The sequence below is a fragment of the Frateuria sp. GZRR33 genome (genome assembly GCF_051900425.1).
Lineage (GTDB): Bacteria > Pseudomonadota > Gammaproteobacteria > Xanthomonadales > Rhodanobacteraceae > Frateuria_A.
Genome location: NZ_JBHZGK010000016.1, coordinates 21,167 through 41,330 on the forward strand (window position 1 = coordinate 21,167; position 20,164 = coordinate 41,330).

Consider the following 20,164-nt stretch of genomic DNA (forward strand, 5'->3'; position numbering starts at 1 on the left):
GCTCAAGCCCACCCTCCGGGATCAGCGCGTGCCGAAGCTTCGCGGGGGATGGCCATCCAGCGGCGAGCGCTCGACGCCCTCCACTTCCGACGCGGGCGATCCCTGCCACAGCCAGCGTTCGAGCGCGTCGAGCGCTTCGGCCGGACCGTACGCGAGCACTTCCACGCGGCCGTCCTGCAGGTTGCGCGCGTGGCCGGTCAGGCCCAGCTGTTGCGCCTGCGTGCGGGTACTGGCGCGATAGAACACGCCCTGCACCCGACCGCTGACGAGGAAGCGCGCAGCCGCCATGTCACTGGCCGATCGCCGCGCCCAGCGACTGGCCGGTGACCGGCCCGACGAATCGCCGGGCGACGCGGCCGTCGGGCGCGATCAGGTACGTCGTGGGCAGACCGCGCGGCTCGTCGAAATCCTTCGGCATGTCGTCCAGCGAAACCTGCGCGACCGGATAGCTCACCGGGTGCTTGGCCAGGAAGGCCCGGATGTCCGCCTTGTCGCTGTCCTCGTAGGCCAGCCCGATCGCGCGCACGTTGGCGTGCGTCTTCACGAAGTGCGAAATGTCCGGCATCTCCTTGATGCAGGGCACGCACCAGGTGGCCCAGAAGTTGACGATCACCCAGTGCCCGCGCTGCGCGGACAGGTCGAACGGCTTGCCGTCCAGGGTAGTCACCTGCAGCGCCGGCTGCGCGGGCATCGCCGCGTGCGCGGGGATCGCGGCGGCGAGCAGGCATGCGGCGGCAAGGGCGAGCGGAGCAAGCTTCATGGGGCGGGGTTCTCCGGTTCGGACGCGAGCGCGGGGGGGAACGTGTGGTCCAGCCGCCTGCCCAGGGTCTCATCGAGCATGCGCGCCACTTCGGCGAGCAGCTCGATCAGTGCCGGCGGCAGGTTGATGCCCAGCGTCTGCGCCTCTTCGACCGGCCGCAGCGGCAGGCGGTAACTGGTGTGACGATACACCCGCAGCAGGTCGGTGCTGTCGAGGCTGCGGCTGAGCAGCCAGCCGCCCGCTTCGCCACGCTGGATCAGGTCGGCCCGCTGCAGGTCGTCGAAATAGGTGGCGATGCTGGCGCTGCGCAGGTAGGGCTCCTGCAGGCGCACGGTCGCCGGGTCCACGCTGCAGCCCTGGCGCTGCGCCTCGACGAAGTGCCGCAGCACGACCATCAGGCCGAGGAACTCGGCGCCCTCGGGCAGCGTCTCGGCCGGTGCGTGGTACTCGTAGGCCGATAGCGACGCGGCGATCGACGCGCCGAGGATCGCGATCACCCACGAGAGGTAGATCCACAGCAGGAAGATCGGGATCGTCGCCAGCACGCCGTAGATCTGCTGGTAGGTCTGCGCGTTGCTGACGAACAGCGTGAAGCCCCAGCGCGCGACCTCGAACAGCACCGCGCCCAGCAGCGCGCCGATCGCCGCGTCGCTGCGGCGCACCTTGCAGTTCGGAATGGCCGCGTACATCAGCCACAGGGTGATGAAGGTCACCACGAACGGCAGCACGCCGAGCAGGCGCTGGCCCAGGCCCAGGTGCGCGTAGGCGCCGGCGAGCAACGGCATCGCCGTCACGTACGAGGTCACCGCGATGCCGCCGACCGCCAGGATCGGCCCGAGCGTCAGCGCGGCCCAGTACAGCAGCAGGCGCGAACTCCAGCTGCGCGGCTGGTGCACGCGGAAGATGCGGTTCAGGCGATCCTCGATGCTGATCATCATCGAGAGCGCGCTGAACAGCATGACCAGGATGCTGATGCCGGTGAGCTGGCTGGCGTTGGCGGCGAAGGTCTGCAGCGTGGCCTGCACCTTGGCCACGGTCGTCGGCAGGAAGTTCTGGAACACGAAGTTCAGCAGCACGTCGCGCGCGCTCTGGAACACCGGGAACACCGACAGCATCGCCAGCACCGCGACCATCAGCGGCACCAGCGAAACCAGCGTGGTGTAGGAAAGCGCGCCGGCAGTCTCGAAGCACTTGTCGTCGATGAACCGCTGCCAGATGAAGCGGCTGAAGCTGAGCGCGCGGTCGCGGTCGAAACGCCAGGCCATGGACGGCACCATCAAGCGGAAGGCGGCCGCTACACTACCCGATCGCCCGCGAACGCCCAACCGAGCCCGCATGAGCCTGACGATCCTGGTCCTCTACTACAGCCGAAGCGGCCACACCGCCCAGCTCGCGCGCCTGATCGCGCGAGGCGTGGAAGAAGCCGGCCTGGAAGCACGCCTGCGCCAGGTGCCGCCGGTCGCGCCGGTCACCGAGACCGCGCAGCCGCCCGTGCCCGAGGAGGGCGCACCGTACGTCAGTCGTGCGGATCTGTCCGAGTGCGCCGGCCTGGCGCTGGGCAGTCCCACCCGCTTCGGCAACATGGCCGCGCCGCTGAAGCATTTCCTGGACACCACCGGCGCCGAGTGGGCGAGCGGCACGCTGGCCGGCAAGCCGGCCGCGGTGTTCACCTCCACCAGCACGATGCACGGCGGGCAGGAGTCCACGCTGCTGACGATGGCCTTGCCGCTGTTGCATCACGGCATGCTGCTGCTCGGCATCCCGTTCACCGAGCCGGCGCTGACCGCCACCGGCAGCGGCGGCACACCCTACGGTGCCAGCCACGTTGCCGGCGCCAGGGGCGACAACGCGATCAGCGAGCATGAGCGGGAACTGGCCCGCGCGCTGGGACGCCGGCTGGCCGAGACCGCGCGCAAGCTGGCGACGTCGGCATGAATGCGCCCATCGCCCTGCCTTATCGCATCGGCCGCGTGGCCTGGTTCGCGCTGATCGCGCTGCAACTGGCGTGGCACGGCTGGCTCGCGCGCCCGGAGCACCTGCCCACCTGGCTGGTGCTGGCGGTCACCGTGGTGCCGCTGCTGTTGCCGCTCACCGCACTGCCGGACCTGCGCCGCGCGCTGCTGTGGGTGGGCATCCTGAGCCTGTTCTACTTCTGCCACGGCGTGGCCGAGGCGTGGAGCGCGCCGACCGAGAAGTGGCTGGCGCTGGCGGAGATCGGGTTGACGCTGCTGTTGATCGTGGCGCTCGGGGCGGGGGTCAGGCGCAGGAAGCCGCAGGGCTGAGCCGGCCTGGCTGGCGTCGCATCCCGGCCACGACCCCGCTTCTATACTCGCGCGTGTCCTGCATCGGGAAAACGCGCCATGGATTTCCTTCAGACCGCGCCGCAGCTGGTCCACCCCTACCGCAACGACCGCACGCTGCTGGCGCTGCTGGATCGCGTGATCCCGCCTGAACGGCGGTCCGCGCTGGATGCCGACCTGGACGCCTTGGGCGACTACGCACAGTCCGCCTGGGAACGCGCCCGTCGCAGCACGCCCCGGACACCGGCACTCACGCGCTGGGATGCCTGGGGCCGGCGCGTGGACCGCATCGAACTGACCACGGCCTGGCAGGAGGGCCCCGGCCTCACCACCCGCCACGCGATCCTGGCGGCCGGCCATGAGCCGCACCAACACGCGCGACTGGAACAGTTCGCACGCGTCTACCTCTACCACCTCGCCAGCGAGTTCTACACCTGCCCGCTGGCGATGACCGACGGCGCCATCGCGGCGCTGAAGGCCTCCGGCAACCAGGCACTGGTGGACCGCGCGCTGCCGCACTTCCTGAGCCGCGATCCGGCGACGTTCTGGCTGAGCGGCCAATGGATGACCGAGACTGCCGGCGGCTCCGACGTGGGCCGCACCGGCACCGTGGCGCGGCAGGACGAAGCGGGCCAGTGGCGTCTCCATGGCCGCAAGTGGTTCAGCTCGGCAGTGGTCGGCGAGGCCGCCCTTGCGCTCGCGCGGCCGGAAGGCGCGGGCGACGGGACGGGCACGTTGGCGCTGTTCTACGTCGAGACGATGGAGGGTGCATCGCGCAAACCCGAGCTTGTCGTCGACCGCCTGAAGGACAAGCTCGGCACCCGCGAGCTGCCGACCGCCGAGATCCACCTCGACGGCCTCCCGGCCTGGCCCCTGGGCGAGCTGGCCCAGGGCGTGCGCCAGGTCGCGCCGATGCTCAACGTCACCCGCACCTGGAACGCCGTCTGCGCGGTCGCCAGCATGGCCCGCGCGCTGGCGCTCGCCTGCGACTACGCGGTGCGGCGCGAAGCCTTCGGCCGCCCGCTGATCGAGCAACCGCTGCATGCGCGCACCCTGGCCGACATGCGTGCCGAGTTCGAGGGCGCGTTCGCGCTGGCGTTCGAGGTGGTGCAACTGCTCGGCCGCGTGGAACAGGGCCAGGCCGCTCCAAACGAGGCCGCGCTACTGCGCCTGCTCACGCCGCTGGCCAAGCTATGGACCGGCAAGGTCGCGGTGGCGCTGTGCTCCGAGGCGCTGGAATGCTTCGGCGGCGCCGGCTACATCGAGGACACCGGCCTGCCGCAACTGCTGCGCGACGCGCAGGTCTACACCATCTGGGAAGGCACCACCAACGTGCTCGCGCTGGACAGCCTGCGCACACTTGCCGATGGCCTGGGCGCGCTGCGCACCGCGATCGACGGCTGGGTCGACGGCTGCCATGAGCCGGAAGCGGTGGCCCCGATCCGCGCCGCGTTCGAGGCCGCCTCGCGGGAAGTGCAGGCGCTGGGCGACCAGCGTGCGGAGCTGGAGGCCTCGGCCCGCAGCCTGGCCATCACGCTGGCCCGCTGTACCGCAGCCGCCCTGCTCGCGCGCCAGTCCACCTTTGCGCGCGAGCGTGGTGACATGCGTCCGGGCGCCGCGTTGCGGCGCTTCGTGGCGCACGGCCTGGACCGGCTGGCGGCGGCGGACCTGGCCGATACACGGTTGCTGTTGTGACGGGCGCATCACCCATCCCCGCCCGGCTGACCTTGAGCCGCTAGACTATCCATCCCCACCTGCCCTCGAAGCGACCATGCAGCACCTGACCATCGTCACCACCGGCGGCACCATCGACAAGATCTATTTCGACGACAAGTCGGACTACAAGATCGGCGCGCCGCAGATCGGCGAGATCCTCGGCCAGCTCGGGGTGGCGTTCGCGTTCGACGTGATCCCGATCCTGCGCAAGGACAGCCTGCACATGGGCGACGAGGATCGTGCGCTGATCCGTTCGACCATCGAGGCGCAGCCGCATCGGCACGTGCTGGTCACCCACGGCACCGACACGATGGTCGAAACCGCGCGCGAGCTCGCCTCGATCCCCGGCAAGGTCATCGTTTTGACCGGCGCACTGAACCCGGCGCGCTTCCAGGGCTCCGACGCGGTGTTCAACATCGGTTGCGCCGTCGCCGCCGTGCAGACCCTGCCCGACGGCGTCTACATCGCCATGAACGGCCGCGTGTGGGATCCGGCCAAGGTGCGCAAGAACCGCGACGCCAACCGCTTCGAGCAGGCCTAGAGTCCCAGCCCACGCAAACGGACGGGGGCCGCCACGGCGGCCCTCGCCGTTTCCGTCCTATCGGGGCAACGACACCCGGCACGCAGGCCGGGTGTCGGTTGCCGTGGAGGCCGGGATGGCGGCGCAGCGGCCCCCGGCCACTGGCGTCACTGCACGGCCAGCGTCACGTCGTCGCGCACGAAACGAGGTCTGCAACGAGGATTCCTCCACGCCGCGGAAGCGGATGGAGACCGTCTGCCCGATGTACTGGGACAGGCTGGCAGGTCGGCCATGGCTGCGAAGAGGGTGGGATAGGCCTGGCGCGCTGCACCGGAGACTCGCGACCCCGCCAACAAGCGGCCTGATCCGTGGTCGCGCATTCTCCTGGCACCGCACGCAAAAGAAGAACCCCGGCCGGAGCCGGGGTTCATTTTGAAACCTCATCGAGCCCGCGTCGGTGACCAGACGCGGACCCGCGGCTTACCTCAGTTCAGCGTTTCCGTCAGGGTGACGCCGGAGAACGTCTGGTACGCACGCACCTTGATGTAATAGGTGGTGGTCGTCGACGGCGTGAACGTGCAGCTCTCGTTGTTGCCGGTGAGGTACGGACGGCAGCTGTAGCTGGTGGTGGTCGGCGCAGAGCCGGCCCGCACATACAGGTCCGCATCACCGGTGCCGCCGGAGATGGCGAACTTCGCCGTGTGACCGGCCTGCACCGTCTCGGTGTAGGTCGCCGACCAGTTGCCGGTGCTCACGGTCGGCAGGTTCACCGAGGTGGTGCCGCCACCGCCGCCACCGCCACCCGTGGTGTAGGACGCCTTCACGGTGACGCTGGAGTACGAGGAGTAGCCGTGCACCTTGATGTAGTAGGTGCCCGCCTGCGGCGCGGAGACCGAGCAGCTCTCGCTGTTGCCGGTCTTGTAAGGACGGCAGTCGTAGCTGCTAAGCGTCGGCATCGAGCCGAACTTGGTGTACAGGTCGGCATCGCCGCTGCCACCGGAGATCGACATGACCAGGTTGCTGGCGCCGGCCGGCACCGCGATGCTGAAGTCGTTGTCAGCACCGGCCGCGCCGGACACGCCGCTGACCGGAACGCCGTTCTGCAGCGCCGTTGTGCCGCCACCGCCGCCACCGCCGCCGGTACCCGGGCAGGTCACGCCGACGCCGTTGAAGGCGCTGATCACATCGCTCTTGCTATAGCCCAGGGCCTCGGCCGCCGACTCCACGCCGCAGGCGCCGTCGTTGAAGTTGGAGGTCGCGGTCCAATACGACTTGTTCGCCAGCTGGAAGGCCTGGAATGCCTTTTTGACGTCCCAGCCGCTGGTCTTGGCCAGCAGGCAGAACGCCTTGTTGTAGACGCCCGAGGAGTAGTGCACGTCCAGGCCGCTGGTGTAGTCGGCCGCGTTGTCGATCGAGCCACCGTCCTGCGGCGGATTGCACATGAAGCGCAAAGCGGTGCCGCTCTTCATGATGTCCGCGCCGACCAGGAAATCGGCCTGGCCGCGGTCATAGAACTCGGCCGCTTCGCCGGCGATGTCCGAATAGGCTTCATTCATGCCGCCGGACTGGCCGCTGTACTGCAGGCCGGAGTTCTGCTCGGTGTAGCCGTGGCTGATCTCGTGGCTGGTCACGTCCAGCGAAACCAGCGGGTAGAACGTGCTGGCGCCGTCGCCGAAGTACATCGCGGTGCCGTCCCAGAATGCGTTCTCGTAGTTGCTCTTGTAGTGCACGTTCATGCGCAGCTGCATGTTCAGCGGCGCGGCGCCGGTGTAGGCGACGTACATGTCGTGCACGACACCGCCGAAGTGGTGCGCGTCGTTGACCGGCGAATAGGCGCCGTTGATCGCATCGGTGTCACTGGTCGGGCAGGTGAAGTTGACCAGGGTGCCACCGCTGGTGCCGTGGTTGAGGTTGTACGTCACCACGTTGGTGTTCTGCAGATAGCAGGTGCTGCCCGACTGGGTGACCTGCAACGCCGCGTAATCGGTGCCGTAGTAGTACTTGCCGGTCTTCTGGTTGCCGCCCGGACCGTTGGCCGTGGCGTCGGTCAGGCCATCCCAGCTCTGGAGCACCTCGCCGGTGTGGGCATCGACGATCGCGGTCGGGCGGCTCGGGTGCTGACCACCCACCACGTAGGAGGTGAGGTAGACCAGTCGCGGTGAACCATTTTCCTGCGGATAGACGAACAGATCCGCCTTCTTGTTGTAGATGGACGCGCCGCCGGCCAGGGTCGTATGCGCATGGGCCTGCAGTTTGGCAATGGCCTGGGCGCCGCTCAGCTTCGGCGTGACCGACAGCGGGGAGGCGAGGTTGGCCGGCAGCTTCATGACGTTCCCGGAGGCGCGCAGCACGTTGCCGTGCGCGTCCTGCACTACCGCGACGCTGCGGCCGTACACCGGCACGCCACGGTACATCTGCTGCTGGCGCACGACCTGCTTGCCGTTGGGCAGGTGCGCGGTGCTGCGCGCGGACAGCGACATGTTGGCGCCGAGGTTCAGATGCGACGCGAGGCTGCCGGCCGGCACTGCACCGAGGTTCTGCACGTTCACGTGCTCGCTGTTGGCGGCCATCGCGGTGGAGGCACACGCCATGCCGATGGCGGCAACCAGGAGCTTCAGACGGACATTACTTGGCATTTCAGGTACTCCATAAAAGAGAAATTCGGGGCGAGCGAACCTGATGCGGTCACTTCGGACCCCATGCGTGAATTAGCCGTGTCAGGCACGGCACCACGTGCTTATTGCCAACGGTCCTGGCTGCATCCCGATGCGCATTGCTTCTCCCCCGTTTCTTCCATGAGAGGGCAGTACGCGGGCTCATCATGCGAGGGCGACGCAGGAACCCCCTGTCGTCGCTGCAGGACCATCCGTCAACCTCCCCGCCAACGGATTCGTCGACATTAAGCAGGAAATCGCGGAGCAACAAGGGTGAATTTTTCCTAGGCGTTCGAACTGTGATCGTCACTGTTAGCGTTACGCGAAAACCGCGTGGCGAAGCCGCTTACGAGGCAGGCAATGGTCCCGCTGCAACCCAAAAAAAAGCCCGGCGATGCCGGACTTTGGGGACGCTTGCGAAGGCTGGACTAGAGCATGCCGGTTTCGAGCTTGGCCGCGTCCGACATCATCGAATGGTTCCATGGCGGATCGAACACCAGGTCGACATCGGCCTCGCCGACGGTCGGGATGAATTCGAGCTTGGTCCGCACGTCGTCGACTAGGATGTCGCCCATGCCGCACCCGGGCGCGGTCAGCGTCATCTTCACGTAGACCTTGCGCGCGTGGTTGTCGGTTGCCTCGATCGAGACGTCGTAGACCAGGCCCAGCTCCACCACGTTGATCGGTATCTCCGGATCGAACACGGTGCGCAGTTGCTCCCAGACGAGCTTCTCGACGTCCTCGTCGCTGGCGTTGGCGGCCAGCTCGATCGGCGGCGGCGGCTCCTTGCCCAGTGCATCGGCATCGTCGCCGGCGATGCGGAACAGGTTGCCTTCCACGTACACGGTGAAACTGCCGCCCAGTGCCTGGGTGATGTAGCCGATCTGCCCGGCCGGAAGCGTCACGCGCTCGCCCTGCGGCACCATCACCGCCACGCAGTCGCGCTCCAGGGTGAAGGGTTCGCTGCTAAGACTGAAGCCACTCATGCCGATCCTGCCGATCACTCGTCGATGCCGCAGGGAACGCGGCGGGGAAGCGCTCTATTATGCCCCGCCGCGGGTGCGGACCGCTGACCAAGATCAGGCCCGGCAGACGTTTCTCAAGGGAGCGGCCTGCATCCCAGGCGGGCTGGACGCGTGCGCGGGTTATCATGTGCGTTTGCTCCGCGATCTGCAGGAACTGCATGGCTTTCGAACTTCCGCCGCCGCATGGGCCGCGCCCGTGCGCCTGATCCCGCTGCTGTTTGCCGCCTTCAGCGCGGCCATGCTGGGGCTCGCCGCCGGTGCGGTTTGGATGCTTCCAACCATGGCATTGCAACGCCCGTTGCCTGCGCTGGCGCTGGTCGCCGGCGCGCTGCTCGCGCTGGCAATCCGCAGCTGGGTACGGCCGGCCGGGCGCGTGGCGGCCGCACTCGCGGCCGCTGCGACCGTGCTGGCCGCCGTCTACGTGGACGTGCTCACCGCCGCTGCGCGGATCGCCGGTTCGATGGGCATGGGCCTGCTGGACGCACTGCGTAGCGCCGGTCTGGCCATGCTGCTCTCGCTCGCGCAGCTGGCCGCGCGTCCCGCCGACATCGTGTTCGCCCTGGCCGGCGCACTGCTCGCCGCCTGGATCGCCGGCCGCCGGCCGCGAAAGGCCTCGTAGGGAGGGCCTCAGCCCACCGCGTCCCGCAAGAGCCACGGAGGGCTGAAGCCGACCTGGATCACTACGCGTCGAGTCCCTTGAGCGCCGCCACCAGCTCGGTAGCCACCGCCTGCCCGTCGCCGTACAGCATGCGCGCGTTGTCGGCGTAGAACAGCGCGTTCTCGATGCCTGCAAAGCCGGTGCCCTTGCCGCGCTTGACCACGATGACGTTCCTGGCCGAAGCCACGTCCAGGATCGGCATGCCATAGATGGGCGAGGCCGGGTCGGTCTTGGCCAGCGGATTGACCACGTCGTTGGCGCCGATCACCAGCGCCACGTCGGTGCTGGGAAATTCCGCGTTGATCTCGTCCATGTCCGCGATCAGGTCGTACGGCACGCCCGCCTCGGCCAGCAGCACGTTCATGTGCCCCGGCATGCGCCCGGCGACCGGGTGGATGGCGAATCTGACCTTGACCCCGCGCTCGATCAGCAATCGCGCGAACTCCCACACCTTGTGCTGCGCCTGCGCCACGGCCATGCCGTAGCCGGGCACGATCACCACGCGCTCGGCGTAGGCCATCATCACGGCCGCGTCGTTCGCCTCGACCGGCTTCTGCGCGCCGCCGATCGCCTGGGCAGCAGCGCCCGAGGCCGCGCCGAAGCTGCCGAACAGCACGTTGCCGAGCGACCGGTTCATCGCCCGGGCCATCAGCTGGGTCAGCAGGGTGCCGGCCGCACCGACCACGGTGCCGGCGATGATCATCGCCTCGTTGCCCAGCACGAAGCCCTCGAACGCCACCGCCAGCCCGGTGAAGGCGTTGTACAGCGAGATCACTACCGGCATGTCGGCGCCACCGATCGGCAGCGTCATCATCAGGCCGAACAGCAGCGCCAGCGCGAAGAAGCCGGCGATCACGCCTGGCGCAAGCGTGCCGGCGACCAGCAGCACGCCCAGCGCGATCGCCAGCGCCAGCACGACCAGGTTCAGCGCGCGCTGGCCGGGAAACACGAAGCGCCGGTCCAGCCAGCCCTGCAGCTTGGCGAAGGCGACCAGCGAGCCGGAAAAGCTCACCGCGCCGATCAACGCGCCCAGCACCGCCAGCGCCAGTTGCACGGTGCCCGGCGCCTCTCCGTCGGCGGTAAAGCGGCCGCCATCGAGCAACGTCACCGCGGCGCCCGAGAACGCCACCAGCTCGGCCGCGCCGATTGCCGCCGCGGCACCGCCGCCCATGCCGTTGTACAGCGCGACCATCTGCGGCATGGCCGTCATTGCCACGCGCCGGCCCGACCACCATGCGGCCGCGGTGCCCAGCAACAGCGCTGCCAGAATCAGCCCGCGATGGGCCAGCCCCGGCAGCGCGAAAGTCGCCGCGACCGCCAGCGCCATCCCCACGCCCGCCCACACGATGCCGCCGCGCGCGCTGCGCGGGGAGCTCATGCGCTTCAGGCCCAGGATGAAAAGCAGTGCAGCGAGGAAATAACAGGCCTTGATTGCCCCGGGCAGCCAGTTCATCGGCGCGACTCCGGGCCGCCCGGGCGGCTGGACTTGAACATCTCCAGCATCCGCTCGGTAACCACGTAACCGCCCGCCGCGTTGCCGGCACCCAGCAGCACGCCGACGAAACCGATCCCGATTTCCAATGGCGTCTGCGCGTGGCCCAGCGCGATCATGGCGCCGACCAGCACGATCCCGTGAATGAAGTTCGAACCGGACATCAGCGGCGTGTGCAGGATCACCGGCACCCGCGCGATGATCTCGTAGCCGGTGAACGCCGCGAGCATGAAGACATACAGCGCCAGGAAACCGTCGAGCATGACCCCTTCCCCTGTCCGCGCGCCCCTTCGAGCGGCTGCGACCGCATCATACGGTGGCGCGTCAACCCGTGCGAGTCTGCCGCGTTGAAGCATCCGACCGAACCGGAACAGGGCCGCAGCGCCGATGACGCGGATCTCGATGCCATGAGCAGCCTCGCAGGCACCCTCGACAGCGACCTGCTGGCGACGCCCGAGCGTGCCGTGCCGGCGACGCTGGATGCCTTCCTGGCCGACGTCGAGCGGCGCGCCTTCCGCCTGGCCGAGCTGCAACTGGGCCATCGCGAAGACGCGCTCGACGCGGTGCAGGACGCCATGCTGCGGCTGGTCAAGCACTACCGCGACAAGCCTGCGCAGGAATGGACACCGTTGTTCTGGGGCATCCTGCGCCGCCGCATCGTCGATCTGCAGCGCCGCCGCAAGGTGCGCTCGATCGTGGTCGGCTGGCTGGGCGGGCGCGACGAGGACGGCGAGGACCTGCCGGCCTGGGAACCGGCCGACCACGGCCCCGGCCCGCTGCAGCGGCTGCATGACAGCCAGTCGTGGGCCGATCTTTCCGCCGCGGTGCAGCGCCTGCCGCAACGCCAGCGCGAAGCGTTCCTGCTGCGCATGCTGGAGGGCCTGGACGTGGCGCAGACCGCACAGGCCATGGGCTGCTCCGAAGGCAGCGTGAAAACCCATCTGTCCCGCGCGATGCATCACCTGCGCGACCAACTGGAGGACTGGCAATGACGCCCGATCCCGACAAGCTGGCCCAGCGCGCCCGCGCGCTGTATCTGGACGCCAGCCGGCAGCTCGACCCGGTCACCAGCGGCCGCCTGCGGGCCGCCCGCCGACAGGCGCTCGATGCCGCGCGGACGTCCCCCGCGCGCCTCGCCCCGCGCCTGCTGCTGCCCGCTGGCGCGTTCGCCGTGCTCGCGCTGGCCACGCTGATGATCTGGCAGCCGCTGCACCACGCCGACCAGGCGCCTTCGCGCCCGATGCCGGCGGCGGCCACGGCCGACGCCGACAGCGACCTGCCGCCGGACGCCGACAGCGCCGATCCGCAGCTCTACCAGAACCTCGATTTCTACGGTTGGCTGGCCGCCAACGACCGCGTGAAGGTACGCCGCTGACCCATGACCCGCTTTGCACTGCTCCCGCTGCTGTTCGCCCTGGCCGGCCTGGCGCCGCTGCATGCGCAGGATGCGCCGCCTCCACCGCCCGGCGCTTCGTCCGCGCCTGACGCGCCGCGCCCGTGGCAGAGCCTGGATCCTGCCCAGCAGGAAGTACTCGCACCACTGCGCGGGCACTGGAACGACCTGTCGCCGCGCAAGCAGGCGCACATGCTCAAGCGCGCCGAACACTGGGTCACCCTGCCGCCGGACCGGCGCGAGGAGATCCGCCAGCGCATCGCCCGCTGGCAGACCATGACACCCGATGAGCGCGAACGCGCCCGCGAGAACATGCACAAGTTCCACCGGCTGCCGCCGGAGCAGCGCGAGCGCCTGCACGAGGCCTACGAGCAGTTCCAGCACATGCCGCCGGACCAGCGCGAGCGGCTGCTGCGCCAGTGGCGTTCCCAGACCATCGAGCAGCGACTGCAGGGGCTCGACCATCCGCCGGGGACCCCGGGAGCGCCCGCGCCTCCCCCGTCGCCCCGGCATCCACCGGGTCACTGAGGCAAACCCCAGCCTCCCTGGAAGGGAGGGGGCTAAACACACGGCGCACGCTGGAAGCCCTCCCCCTTCAAGGGAAAGTCAGGGATGGAGCTTTCCGCTAATGCTGGAAACGCGGCTCGCCACCTTGCGTCAGGCAGGTCTTGCCGACCAGCTCATCCGCGAAATCCGGCGCCAGTCCGCCGTCGCGCAGCAGCAACTCGACGAAGTTGTACACATTGCGCGCATACATCTCCGACGCATGCAGCGGCGCGCCCGCGGGCAGGTTCAGCGGCCCCAGGATGGTGACGCCCGCGTGCTCCACGCGCTCGCCTGGCCGGGTCAGCTCGCAGTTGCCGCCACCTTCGGCGGCCAGGTCCACGATCAGCGCGCCGGGCTTCATGCCCTCGACCATCGCCGCGCTGAGGATCTTCGGTGCCGGGCGACCGGGCACCGCCGCGGTGGTCACGATCACGTCCACCAGCTTCAGATGCTCAGCCAACGCCTGCTGCTGCGCCCGCCGCTCGTCCTCCGACAGCTCGCGCGCGTAGCCGCCGCTGCCGGCCGCGCTGACGCCCAGGTCGAGGAACCTGGCGCCGAGCGACTCGACCTGCTCGCGCGTTTCCGGCCGCACGTCGTAACCCTCGATCTGCGCGCCGAGCCGCCGCGCCGTGGCGATCGCCTGCAGCCCGGCGACGCCCGCGCCGATCACCAGCACGCGCGAGGGGCGGATGGTGCCGGCGGCGGTGGTCAGCATCGGGAAGAACTTCGGGCAGGCTTCGGCCGCGATCAGCATGGCGCGGTAGCCGGCCACCGCCGCCTGCGAGCTCAGCACGTCCATCGCCTGCGCGCGGGTGGTGCGCGGCAGCAGTTCCAGCGCGAAGGCCGTGAGCCTGCGCTTGCCCAGCGCAACGATGCGCGCCGCCGCGCCGTGCGGGCGCAACTGGCCGACGACGAGCGCGCCCTCGCGCAACTGGCCCAGGGCCGCATCCGATGGCGGCAGCACGCACGTGAGCAGGTCCGATTGCGCCAGCACCTGCGACGCGTCGCCAAACTCGATCTCGCCGTAGGCCGCATCCGGAAAGCCCGCGGCCACACCCGCGCCGCGCTCCAGCAACACCCGCACGCCCTTGCCTTGCAGCTTGCGCGCGATCTCCGGCGTGATCGCCACCCGCCGCTCGCCGTCCGCCACCTCGCGCAACGCGCCCACCGTGATCGCCATACGGTTTCCCCTGGGACCTGACGCCTCATCCTAGCCCAACGGCCCAGCCCGCAAGCACCGGCCCGCTTGACCGACGCCGCGCCGGGCGCAGTAGACTGGCCCACCGGCAGCGCCACGACCGGCGCACACGGGGTCTTTGCAAGGGAGATCCCACGTGTCCACTCCGATGCCCCTTCCCGTCGTCGACCCGCTCATGCTCGCAGCCCGCGAAGCCCGCGAGCTGGCCTATGCGCCGTATTCGAACTTCCATGTCGGCGCCGCCGTGCTCACCCGCGACGGACGCACCTTCACCGGCTGCAACGTCGAGAACGCCTCCTACGGCCTGTGCAACTGCGCCGAACGCACCGCGCTGTTCGGCGCCATCGCGGCCGGCTGCCGGCCGGGCGACTTCGTGCAGCTGGCGGTGGTCGCCGACACGCCCGGGCCCGTGAGCCCGTGCGGCGCCTGCCGGCAGGTGATGGCCGAACTGTGCGACGAGAGCATGCCGGTGCTGATGGGCAACCTGGCCGATGCACTGGAAGAGACCACCGTCGGCCATCTGCTGCCCGGTTCGTTCCGCCTGCCCTGACCGCCCGGGGTTCGGGAAGGGTTTCGCTTCCGCCGCACGCCAGGCGGCGGTCGGAAGTCCACCTGCGCCACGGACCCCGCCCTGCCGTGGCGGCTATCATGGGCGACCCGCCCTTTCCCGAGCCCGCCATGCCCCCTGCGCTCGAGCTGCTGATGCAGCGCCACTCCATCCCTTCGCGCCAGCTTGGCGAGCCGGCGCCCCAGGGCGCCGAACTGCACACGCTGCTGGAGGCCGCCGTGCGCGTGCCCGACCACGGCAAACTGGTGCCGTTCCGGCTGATCGAACTGCGTGGCGAGGCCAAGCTGGCGTTTGGCGAGCAGCTGGCGACGATCGCCGCGCGCAACCCCGCGCTGTCCGAGTCCAAGCGCGAGAAGGAACGCACCCGCTACGCGTTCGCCCCGCTGGTGCTGGTGGTCGTCGCGCGGCTCACCGCCGGCAGCAAGGTGCCGCCGATCGAACAGGAGATCGCCGCCGGCTGCGTCGCCTACAACCTGCTGCTGGGCGCGCACGCGCTCGGCTACGGCGCGCAATGGCTGACCGGGTGGGCGGCCTACGACGAAGAGGTCGCCGCGATCCTGCGGCTGGCCGGCAACGAGCGGGTCATCGGCTTCGTCCACATCGGCACGCCGCAGATCGACGTGCCCGACCGTGAGCGCCCGGCCGTGGAAGAGGTGTTTTCCACTTGGACGCCGTGAGCACCGCAGCCAGCGCCGTTCACCTGGTCGACGGCAGCCTGTACGTATTCCGTGCCTGGCACTCCATGCCGGACCAGTTCCACGATGCCGACGGCCACCCGGTCAACGCCGTTCACGGTTTCACCCGTTTCCTCTGCGATTTGCTGGAGAAGAGCCGCGCCGACCACGTCGCGGTGGCCTTCGATGCGTCGCTGACCAGCTCCTTCCGCAACGCGATCTACCCGGCCTACAAGGCCAACCGCGAATTGCCTCCGCCCGACCTGGAACGCCAGTTCGTGCTCTGCCGCGCCATCACCGAGGCGCTCGGCATCACCGTGCTGATCGACCACAGCTACGAAGCCGACGACCTGATCGGAAGCGCCCTGTGGAGCCTGCGCGGGCACGGCCTGGACAGCGTGATCGTCTCGGCCGACAAGGACTTCGGCCAGTTGCTCGGCGAGCGCGACGAACAATGGGACTTCGCCCGCAACGTGCGCTGGGGACCGGCCGGCGTGCACGAGAAGCTCGGCGTGCACCCGCACCAGGTCGCCGACTACCTCGCGCTGTGCGGCGACGCGGTCGACAACATCCCGGGCGTCCCCGGCATCGGCGCCAAGACCGCCGCCGCCCTGCTCGCCCACTTCGGCAGCCTGGACGTGTTGCTGGAACGCGTCGACGAAGTCGCCTTCCTGCGCATCCGCGGTGCCGCCGCGTGCGCCGCGCGTTTGCGCGAGCACGCCGAACTGGCCCTCATGTACCGACGCCTCACCCGCATCGCACTGGACGCGCCAGTCGCCCCGACCGCCGACGCGCTGCGCCGGCAGGCGGGCAACGGGCAACTGGACGCCGTGTGCGAGCAGCTGCGCTTCGGTCCGCTGACGCGCTCGCGGTTGCGGGCATTGGCTGGCGTCTGACCAGAATCCGAAATGATGGGTCCGCTTCCACCGAAGGACAATGTTCTGAACAGGCGGTGCGTTTCGCTAAGAGCCGCGTGATGTCCGAACCTACAGCTGAAGGCCTCAAGCGTTACGCCACGACGGGTGGATACAACATGGATCACGCCAGCCCGATTGCCTGCGCTTGCAGCGGCGCCTGCGAGGTTCGCTGCGCCGGCGAATGCGGCTGCGAACCTTGCTCCGTCCGGTTCACGACGTCCCTCGAGGCGACGGGGCGTTCGAGCGCCTCAGTGCCAACCTCGAAGGCGTCAGAAGAAGCACTGGATGCATACAGGTGTGTAGAAGGCACCAAACCTCAAGCCATCATTCGGCGCAGCAGATTCGACGGCCGATAAAAGTGGGGCGCGATAGCGCCTAGGCGGAGATGCTGGATGTGCACCCTGTTCCCGATGGAATGCCAAGTCCGCTTCCGACCCGAAGCGGACATCGCGCTAGGTTCTTAGGGCGACGCCTGCCGCCTCACGCAGCGCGTGTCCCACGTTCTCCAGCGTCTCCGAGCGCACAGCTGCAAACTGCCAGTAGAGGGGTACGTCGAGCCAGTGCTTGCCATCTAGGACCACGACACGTTTCGCTTTCACCGCGGGAGCTATCAAGGTTTCTGGCGCCAGGCACCACCCCAGTTCGAATGCGGCGGCGTCGACGAAACCGGTCGATGTCGGAAGGTAATGGACGGGCGGCGAAACACGGGCTCGCGTGATCTGACGAATGAAGCGCCACTGCAGCTCATCCTTTCGGTTGAACACGATCAAAGGGGCTCTATTCAAGGCTTCCGCTTGAAGGCCCTGAGCGAAATGCCGATCAGCAAAGGCTGGAGAGGCTATCGGGTAGTACCGCATCGCCCCAAGGGTATACACGTTGCACCCCTGAACGGGGCGCGCCTGACCGGTGACGGCGCCCAATACCGATCCGTCGCGCAACATCTCTTGGGTGTGGTCCTGGTCGTCTACCCGGACATCGAACAGGTAGCCGTAGCGGCGATGAAGCGTGGCCAACCCACCGAGGAACCAGGTCTGCAGCGAGTCATCATTGACGGCGATCGTGACCGCGCGAGGCGCGGCCTCGCTGGTCGGCAGAAAGTCGGCCAAGGCTTCGGCCTCGAGGGCCTGCATCGGACGCAGACGACGCAAGAGCCGCTCTCCCGCCGGCGTCGCCCGGCAAGGGGTCTGACGTACGACCAACACCTGACCGAGACGGTCTTCTAGCGCCTTGATGCGCTGGGAGACCGCAGATGGCGTGACGGACAAGCGCCTGGCAGCCGCGTCGAAGCTGCCTTCTTCAAGCACCACAGCGAAGGCGGCGAGTTGGGGATGCAGTAGATCCATCGGTAGCCCATGAAATCAGTTGTTCTAACGATTCTATAGAATTATTAGCTGGTCTTACGGCGGCCGCGACGGCAATCTAACGCCATTCTCGCCTGAGGACTCATCTATGTATTTCGCACCGGCGCTAGCCGGCTTCATCGCCAGCGCGGGCCTGATCGTCGCTATTGGCTCGCAGAACGCCTTCGTGCTCAGGCAGGGGCTGTTGCAAAGGAACGTCGGGCTCGTGGTGGCCACCTGCGCACTGGGCGACATCGCCCTGATCAGCTGCGGCGTCGCCGGGGTCGGCGCGCTCGTGCGGGAATGGCCAGCGCTTCTGGATGCGCTGCGTTTCAGCGGTGCCCTGTTCTTGACGGTTTATGGTGTGATGGCGGCCAAGCGCGCCTGGCGAGGTTCGGGAGGCTTGGCGCCTGGCGTGGAGGGGGAGAAAAGCGGGTGGCTGGTGCTGCTTGCCTGTCTGGCCTTCACCTTCCTCAACCCGCATGTGTACCTGGATACCATGATCCTGCTGGGCACCCTGTCCACCCGGTATCCCGGCGGCACCCAGTGGGCGTTTGCGGTCGGTGCATGCATTGCCAGCGTGACCTGGTTTTCCACGCTCGGCTATGGCTCGCGCCTTCTGCTGCCGGTCTTTCGCAATCCGATGGCTTGGCGAGCGCTCGACGCCCTCGTCGCTGTCTTCATGATTTCGCTGGCGTTGCTGCTTCTTGCGCATCCGCTCAACTGAACGACCGCACGGTCTGCCCGGGAGTCCACATGCACCTTCCCTCTCTCTTTGCAGAATCCAGGCCCGAAGAGCTCCGGCGGATCATCCACGAGTATCCGCTCGGCATGATGGTCACGAATGCGGCCGCAGGGTTCGAGGCGAACCACCTGCCGTTCATTCTCAACGACAGCCGTGGCGCACCAGGACTCCTGCTGGCGCACGTCGCCCGCGCCAATCCGATCTGGCAGGAGGTTCGGGATGGCGATCCGGTGTTGGTAGTGTTTCGCGGCGCCCAAGGCTACATCTCCCCCAACTGGTACCTGAGCAAGCGGGAAACGCATCGCCACGTGCCGACGTGGAACTACGAGGTCGTGCATGTCCACGGACGCATAAGCATCCACGACAGCGAGCCGTTCGTGCGCGGCATGGTTGCTCGCCTGACGCGCCAGCAGGAGACGGGTCTCCCTGTTCCATGGAGGATGGGCGACGCACCACCGGAGTTCGTAGCCGAAGAGCTCGCCCATATCGTCGGGATCGAGATCGCGATCACCCGATTGGAGGGTAAGCGCAAGCTGAGCCAGAACCGCGAGCCGCGGGATTTTGATAGCACTGTAGAGGCTCTCGAGATTCGCGGGAATCTCGAACTGGCCGCAGCCATGAGACGCATTCGACCTGAACGGCCCTGAGCCGCACGCAAGCTCCATGGCTTTTCGCCAAGGAATGAAGGGACGGCCCTGTCGGAGCAACAAATGAACTGGATCGTCCTTCCTTGCCGGCTCGTTCGGGGTGGTGTTCCGCTTCTGGCCGAAAGCAGACCTCGATGGGCCACCTACGCAGGCAACACCACTGTGTGGGACAACACTACCGGCGCAAGCGTGACCGGGACCGGCGCGCCCTTGATGCCATCGACGTGTATGGCTTGATTGCGGCTGGGCAGTGTGCCCGCGGAGGTTACACCGACACCCCCGAGACCGAGTCCGGCACCAACCGGGCCGACTTGGTGGTCACTCCACGCTAGGCACGCGTGCCTGCCGGGCGGCCAGCCACTTGCGGCTCCGAGGGCAGTGATCCATGTGTGACCCCATCGGTTCCCCGGGGCGGAACCACACATCCTTCAAACTAGCCAGTAATAGCTGCATGTAGGCCTTCCCCGACAGACAGTTACCATGCAACGGTGACATGCTGAATGGGCTTAATGCTTTCGCTGGCAGCAGAAAAGATGCCGCTGATCCGCGTGGTGGAAACAGGGGAAATTTATGAAAGCGTGCGCTGGTTGGCTCTTGCTTGTTTTTACCCTTTTCGCAGGTCCTCTCGCGCTTTCCGAGTACACGAACGCATCTACTGCCGATGCCGCCCCAGTGGAAGTGTTGTGGAAAGGCAACAGCATTGCTAAGCCAGAGACGCTGGAAAACGCAAAGCTGCACTCCATTCTCACTTGGGAGAGGAATTGGAGCCGATACAATTGCCATATTCCCGGAAACTGGACGGAGCCGGCCAACGACCTGGGAACATATTCGCCAGGTTACACTTATTACTTATCTGAGAATTGCCCGGGAGCCAGTGGTGGAATCGTAAGCTCCCCCGTTAGGCAGACATCTCGAAAGTAGAACTTTCTGGCATCGTTCCCGAGCCAGGAGGTTCCATGAAGAAGTCGAAGTTCACCGAGACGCAGATCGTCTCGATCCTCAAGCAGGCCG

The 20,164-nt window shown here is 67.9% G+C and carries 22 protein-coding genes; 13 read left to right on the forward strand and 9 right to left on the reverse strand.

The annotated features are described in order from the left end of the window. Positions 1–21: 21 nt before the first annotated feature. The 3 genes from ACFWZU_RS15315 to ACFWZU_RS15325 are packed head-to-tail and all read right to left on the reverse strand — an operon-like array spanning position 22 to position 2,025. Entirely contained in the window at positions 22–288 is a 267-nt protein-coding gene (locus ACFWZU_RS15315) for an acylphosphatase (RefSeq protein ID WP_439702389.1), read from the reverse strand. 1 nt (position 289) lies between these two features. Beyond that, the gene (locus tag ACFWZU_RS15320) at positions 290–760 is read right to left on the reverse strand and encodes a TlpA family protein disulfide reductase (RefSeq protein WP_439702390.1); all 471 of its coding nucleotides are present in this window, start codon (positions 758–760) and stop codon (positions 290–292) included. Beyond that, the gene (locus tag ACFWZU_RS15325; RefSeq protein WP_439702391.1) at positions 757–2,025 is read right to left on the reverse strand and encodes a YihY family inner membrane protein; all 1,269 of its coding nucleotides are present in this window, start codon (positions 2,023–2,025) and stop codon (positions 757–759) included. The genes ACFWZU_RS15320 and ACFWZU_RS15325 overlap by 4 nt, the downstream gene beginning before the upstream one ends. A 70-nt stretch (positions 2,026–2,095) precedes the next feature. On the opposite strand from ACFWZU_RS15325, the gene wrbA reads away from it, so the two are divergent. The 4 genes from wrbA to ACFWZU_RS15345 all read left to right on the forward strand — a co-directional run bounded on the left by wrbA (position 2,096) and on the right by ACFWZU_RS15345 (position 5,317). Further along, a complete protein-coding gene (gene wrbA / locus ACFWZU_RS15330; protein ID WP_439702392.1) occupies positions 2,096–2,695 on the forward strand; it encodes an NAD(P)H:quinone oxidoreductase in 600 nt (199 codons plus the stop codon). After that, a complete protein-coding gene (locus ACFWZU_RS15335; RefSeq protein ID WP_439702393.1) occupies positions 2,692–3,042 on the forward strand; it encodes a DUF2069 domain-containing protein in 351 nt (116 codons plus the stop codon). The genes wrbA and ACFWZU_RS15335 overlap by 4 nt, the downstream gene beginning before the upstream one ends. A 78-nt stretch (positions 3,043–3,120) precedes the next feature. Continuing rightward, positions 3,121–4,755 carry an acyl-CoA dehydrogenase family protein gene (locus tag ACFWZU_RS15340; RefSeq protein ID WP_439702394.1) on the forward strand — a complete coding sequence of 545 codons (1,635 nt, stop codon included), beginning with the start codon at positions 3,121–3,123 and terminating at the stop codon, positions 4,753–4,755. Between the two features lie 76 nt (positions 4,756–4,831). Continuing rightward, positions 4,832–5,317, forward strand: coding sequence for an asparaginase domain-containing protein (locus tag ACFWZU_RS15345; protein WP_439702395.1), 486 nt, complete (start codon positions 4,832–4,834; stop codon positions 5,315–5,317). A gap of 464 nt (positions 5,318–5,781) precedes the next feature. On the opposite strand, the gene ACFWZU_RS15350 is transcribed toward ACFWZU_RS15345, so the two are convergent. Next, on the reverse strand, positions 5,782–7,932 hold the full coding sequence (locus ACFWZU_RS15350) for a M4 family metallopeptidase (RefSeq protein ID WP_439702396.1): 2,151 nt from the start codon (positions 7,930–7,932) through the stop codon (positions 5,782–5,784). Positions 7,933–8,378: 446 nt separating this feature from the next. Further along, positions 8,379–8,936 (reverse strand): putative Fe-S cluster assembly protein SufT, encoded by a 558-nt coding sequence (gene sufT / locus ACFWZU_RS15355; RefSeq protein ID WP_439702397.1) that lies wholly within the window; start codon positions 8,934–8,936, stop codon positions 8,379–8,381. Here sufT and ACFWZU_RS15360 point away from each other — a divergent pair. Then, positions 8,935–9,594 (forward strand): hypothetical protein, encoded by a 660-nt coding sequence (locus ACFWZU_RS15360; protein WP_439702398.1) that lies wholly within the window; start codon positions 8,935–8,937, stop codon positions 9,592–9,594. The genes sufT and ACFWZU_RS15360 overlap by 2 nt on opposite strands. Positions 9,595–9,655: 61 nt before the next feature. Here ACFWZU_RS15360 and ACFWZU_RS15365 read toward each other — a convergent pair whose 3' ends face one another. Together ACFWZU_RS15365 and ACFWZU_RS15370 are read right to left on the reverse strand one after the other, a co-directional pair. Then, positions 9,656–11,086, reverse strand: a complete 1,431-nt coding sequence (locus ACFWZU_RS15365; RefSeq protein ID WP_439702399.1) for an NAD(P)(+) transhydrogenase (Re/Si-specific) subunit beta — start codon at positions 11,084–11,086, stop codon at positions 9,656–9,658. Further along, on the reverse strand, positions 11,083–11,388 hold the full coding sequence (locus ACFWZU_RS15370; RefSeq protein WP_439702400.1) for an NAD(P) transhydrogenase subunit alpha: 306 nt from the start codon (positions 11,386–11,388) through the stop codon (positions 11,083–11,085). The genes ACFWZU_RS15365 and ACFWZU_RS15370 overlap by 4 nt, the downstream gene beginning before the upstream one ends. Before the next feature lie 144 nt (positions 11,389–11,532). On the opposite strand from ACFWZU_RS15370, the gene ACFWZU_RS15375 reads away from it, so the two are divergent. From ACFWZU_RS15375 to ACFWZU_RS15385, 3 genes are read left to right on the forward strand one after another with little or no spacing between them, the layout of a single operon-like run. Continuing rightward, entirely contained in the window at positions 11,533–12,117 is a 585-nt protein-coding gene (locus ACFWZU_RS15375; protein ID WP_439702401.1) for an RNA polymerase sigma factor, read from the forward strand. Further along, positions 12,114–12,500: a hypothetical protein gene (locus ACFWZU_RS15380; RefSeq protein WP_439702402.1), complete on the forward strand. Its 387-nt coding sequence runs from the start codon at positions 12,114–12,116 to the stop codon at positions 12,498–12,500. The genes ACFWZU_RS15375 and ACFWZU_RS15380 overlap by 4 nt, the downstream gene beginning before the upstream one ends. 3 nt (positions 12,501–12,503) lie before the next feature. Continuing rightward, positions 12,504–13,046 carry a DUF3106 domain-containing protein gene (locus ACFWZU_RS15385; protein WP_439702403.1) on the forward strand — a complete coding sequence of 181 codons (543 nt, stop codon included), beginning with the start codon at positions 12,504–12,506 and terminating at the stop codon, positions 13,044–13,046. 97 nt (positions 13,047–13,143) lie between these two features. Here ACFWZU_RS15385 and ACFWZU_RS15390 read toward each other — a convergent pair whose 3' ends face one another. Then, complete coding sequence (locus ACFWZU_RS15390; protein ID WP_439702404.1) at positions 13,144–14,244, reverse strand: NAD(P) transhydrogenase subunit alpha; 1,101 nt, start codon at positions 14,242–14,244, stop codon at positions 13,144–13,146. 166 nt (positions 14,245–14,410) lie between these two features. Here ACFWZU_RS15390 and cdd point away from each other — a divergent pair, with 166 nt between their 5' ends. From cdd to ACFWZU_RS15405, 3 genes are all read left to right on the forward strand, one after another. Beyond that, on the forward strand, positions 14,411–14,812 hold the full coding sequence (gene cdd, locus ACFWZU_RS15395) for a cytidine deaminase (protein WP_439702405.1): 402 nt from the start codon (positions 14,411–14,413) through the stop codon (positions 14,810–14,812). 128 nt (positions 14,813–14,940) lie between these two features. Then, a complete protein-coding gene (locus tag ACFWZU_RS15400) occupies positions 14,941–15,507 on the forward strand; it encodes a nitroreductase family protein (RefSeq protein ID WP_439702406.1) in 567 nt (188 codons plus the stop codon). Next, entirely contained in the window at positions 15,495–16,400 is a 906-nt protein-coding gene (locus ACFWZU_RS15405) for a 5'-3' exonuclease (RefSeq protein ID WP_439702407.1), read from the forward strand. Before ACFWZU_RS15400 ends, ACFWZU_RS15405 begins: the two co-directional genes overlap by 13 nt. A gap of 473 nt (positions 16,401–16,873) precedes the next feature. Here the strand turns inward: ACFWZU_RS15405 and ACFWZU_RS15410 are convergent, their stop codons facing one another. Continuing rightward, the gene (locus tag ACFWZU_RS15410; RefSeq protein WP_439702408.1) at positions 16,874–17,764 is read right to left on the reverse strand and encodes a LysR family transcriptional regulator ArgP; all 891 of its coding nucleotides are present in this window, start codon (positions 17,762–17,764) and stop codon (positions 16,874–16,876) included. A 106-nt stretch (positions 17,765–17,870) separates the two neighbouring features. On the opposite strand from ACFWZU_RS15410, the gene ACFWZU_RS15415 reads away from it, so the two are divergent. Both ACFWZU_RS15415 and ACFWZU_RS15420 read left to right on the forward strand, forming a co-directional pair. Next, positions 17,871–18,488, forward strand: coding sequence for a LysE/ArgO family amino acid transporter (locus tag ACFWZU_RS15415; RefSeq protein ID WP_439702409.1), 618 nt, complete (start codon positions 17,871–17,873; stop codon positions 18,486–18,488). 29 nt (positions 18,489–18,517) lie between these two features. Then, positions 18,518–19,153 carry an FMN-binding negative transcriptional regulator gene (locus ACFWZU_RS15420; RefSeq protein ID WP_439702410.1) on the forward strand — a complete coding sequence of 212 codons (636 nt, stop codon included), beginning with the start codon at positions 18,518–18,520 and terminating at the stop codon, positions 19,151–19,153. Positions 19,154–20,164: the final 1,011 nt, after the last annotated feature.

Bases quoted from the DNA above. Each gene is read 5' to 3' on its own strand.
- ACFWZU_RS15315 (WP_439702389.1), bottom strand. From the start codon at position 288: ATGGCGGCTGCGCGCTTCCTCGTCAGCGGTCGGGTGCAGGGCGTGTTC.
- ACFWZU_RS15320 (WP_439702390.1), bottom strand. From the start codon at position 760: ATGAAGCTTGCTCCGCTCGCCCTTGCCGCCGCATGCCTGCTCGCCGCC.
- ACFWZU_RS15325 (WP_439702391.1), bottom strand. From the start codon at position 2,025: ATGGCCTGGCGTTTCGACCGCGACCGCGCGCTCAGCTTCAGCCGCTTC.
- wrbA (WP_439702392.1), top strand. From the start codon at position 2,096: ATGAGCCTGACGATCCTGGTCCTCTACTACAGCCGAAGCGGCCACACC.
- ACFWZU_RS15335 (WP_439702393.1), top strand. From the start codon at position 2,692: ATGAATGCGCCCATCGCCCTGCCTTATCGCATCGGCCGCGTGGCCTGG.
- ACFWZU_RS15340 (WP_439702394.1), top strand. From the start codon at position 3,121: ATGGATTTCCTTCAGACCGCGCCGCAGCTGGTCCACCCCTACCGCAAC.
- ACFWZU_RS15345 (WP_439702395.1), top strand. From the start codon at position 4,832: ATGCAGCACCTGACCATCGTCACCACCGGCGGCACCATCGACAAGATC.
- ACFWZU_RS15350 (WP_439702396.1), bottom strand. From the start codon at position 7,932: ATGCCAAGTAATGTCCGTCTGAAGCTCCTGGTTGCCGCCATCGGCATG.
- ACFWZU_RS15360 (WP_439702398.1), top strand. From the start codon at position 8,935: ATGCCGATCCTGCCGATCACTCGTCGATGCCGCAGGGAACGCGGCGGG.
- sufT (WP_439702397.1), bottom strand. From the start codon at position 8,936: ATGAGTGGCTTCAGTCTTAGCAGCGAACCCTTCACCCTGGAGCGCGAC.
- ACFWZU_RS15365 (WP_439702399.1), bottom strand. From the start codon at position 11,086: ATGAACTGGCTGCCCGGGGCAATCAAGGCCTGTTATTTCCTCGCTGCA.
- ACFWZU_RS15370 (WP_439702400.1), bottom strand. From the start codon at position 11,388: ATGCTCGACGGTTTCCTGGCGCTGTATGTCTTCATGCTCGCGGCGTTC.
- ACFWZU_RS15375 (WP_439702401.1), top strand. From the start codon at position 11,533: ATGAGCAGCCTCGCAGGCACCCTCGACAGCGACCTGCTGGCGACGCCC.
- ACFWZU_RS15380 (WP_439702402.1), top strand. From the start codon at position 12,114: ATGACGCCCGATCCCGACAAGCTGGCCCAGCGCGCCCGCGCGCTGTAT.
- ACFWZU_RS15385 (WP_439702403.1), top strand. From the start codon at position 12,504: ATGACCCGCTTTGCACTGCTCCCGCTGCTGTTCGCCCTGGCCGGCCTG.
- ACFWZU_RS15390 (WP_439702404.1), bottom strand. From the start codon at position 14,244: ATGGCGATCACGGTGGGCGCGTTGCGCGAGGTGGCGGACGGCGAGCGG.
- cdd (WP_439702405.1), top strand. From the start codon at position 14,411: ATGCCCCTTCCCGTCGTCGACCCGCTCATGCTCGCAGCCCGCGAAGCC.
- ACFWZU_RS15400 (WP_439702406.1), top strand. From the start codon at position 14,941: ATGCCCCCTGCGCTCGAGCTGCTGATGCAGCGCCACTCCATCCCTTCG.
- ACFWZU_RS15410 (WP_439702408.1), bottom strand. From the start codon at position 17,764: ATGGATCTACTGCATCCCCAACTCGCCGCCTTCGCTGTGGTGCTTGAA.
- ACFWZU_RS15415 (WP_439702409.1), top strand. From the start codon at position 17,871: ATGTATTTCGCACCGGCGCTAGCCGGCTTCATCGCCAGCGCGGGCCTG.
- ACFWZU_RS15420 (WP_439702410.1), top strand. From the start codon at position 18,518: ATGCACCTTCCCTCTCTCTTTGCAGAATCCAGGCCCGAAGAGCTCCGG.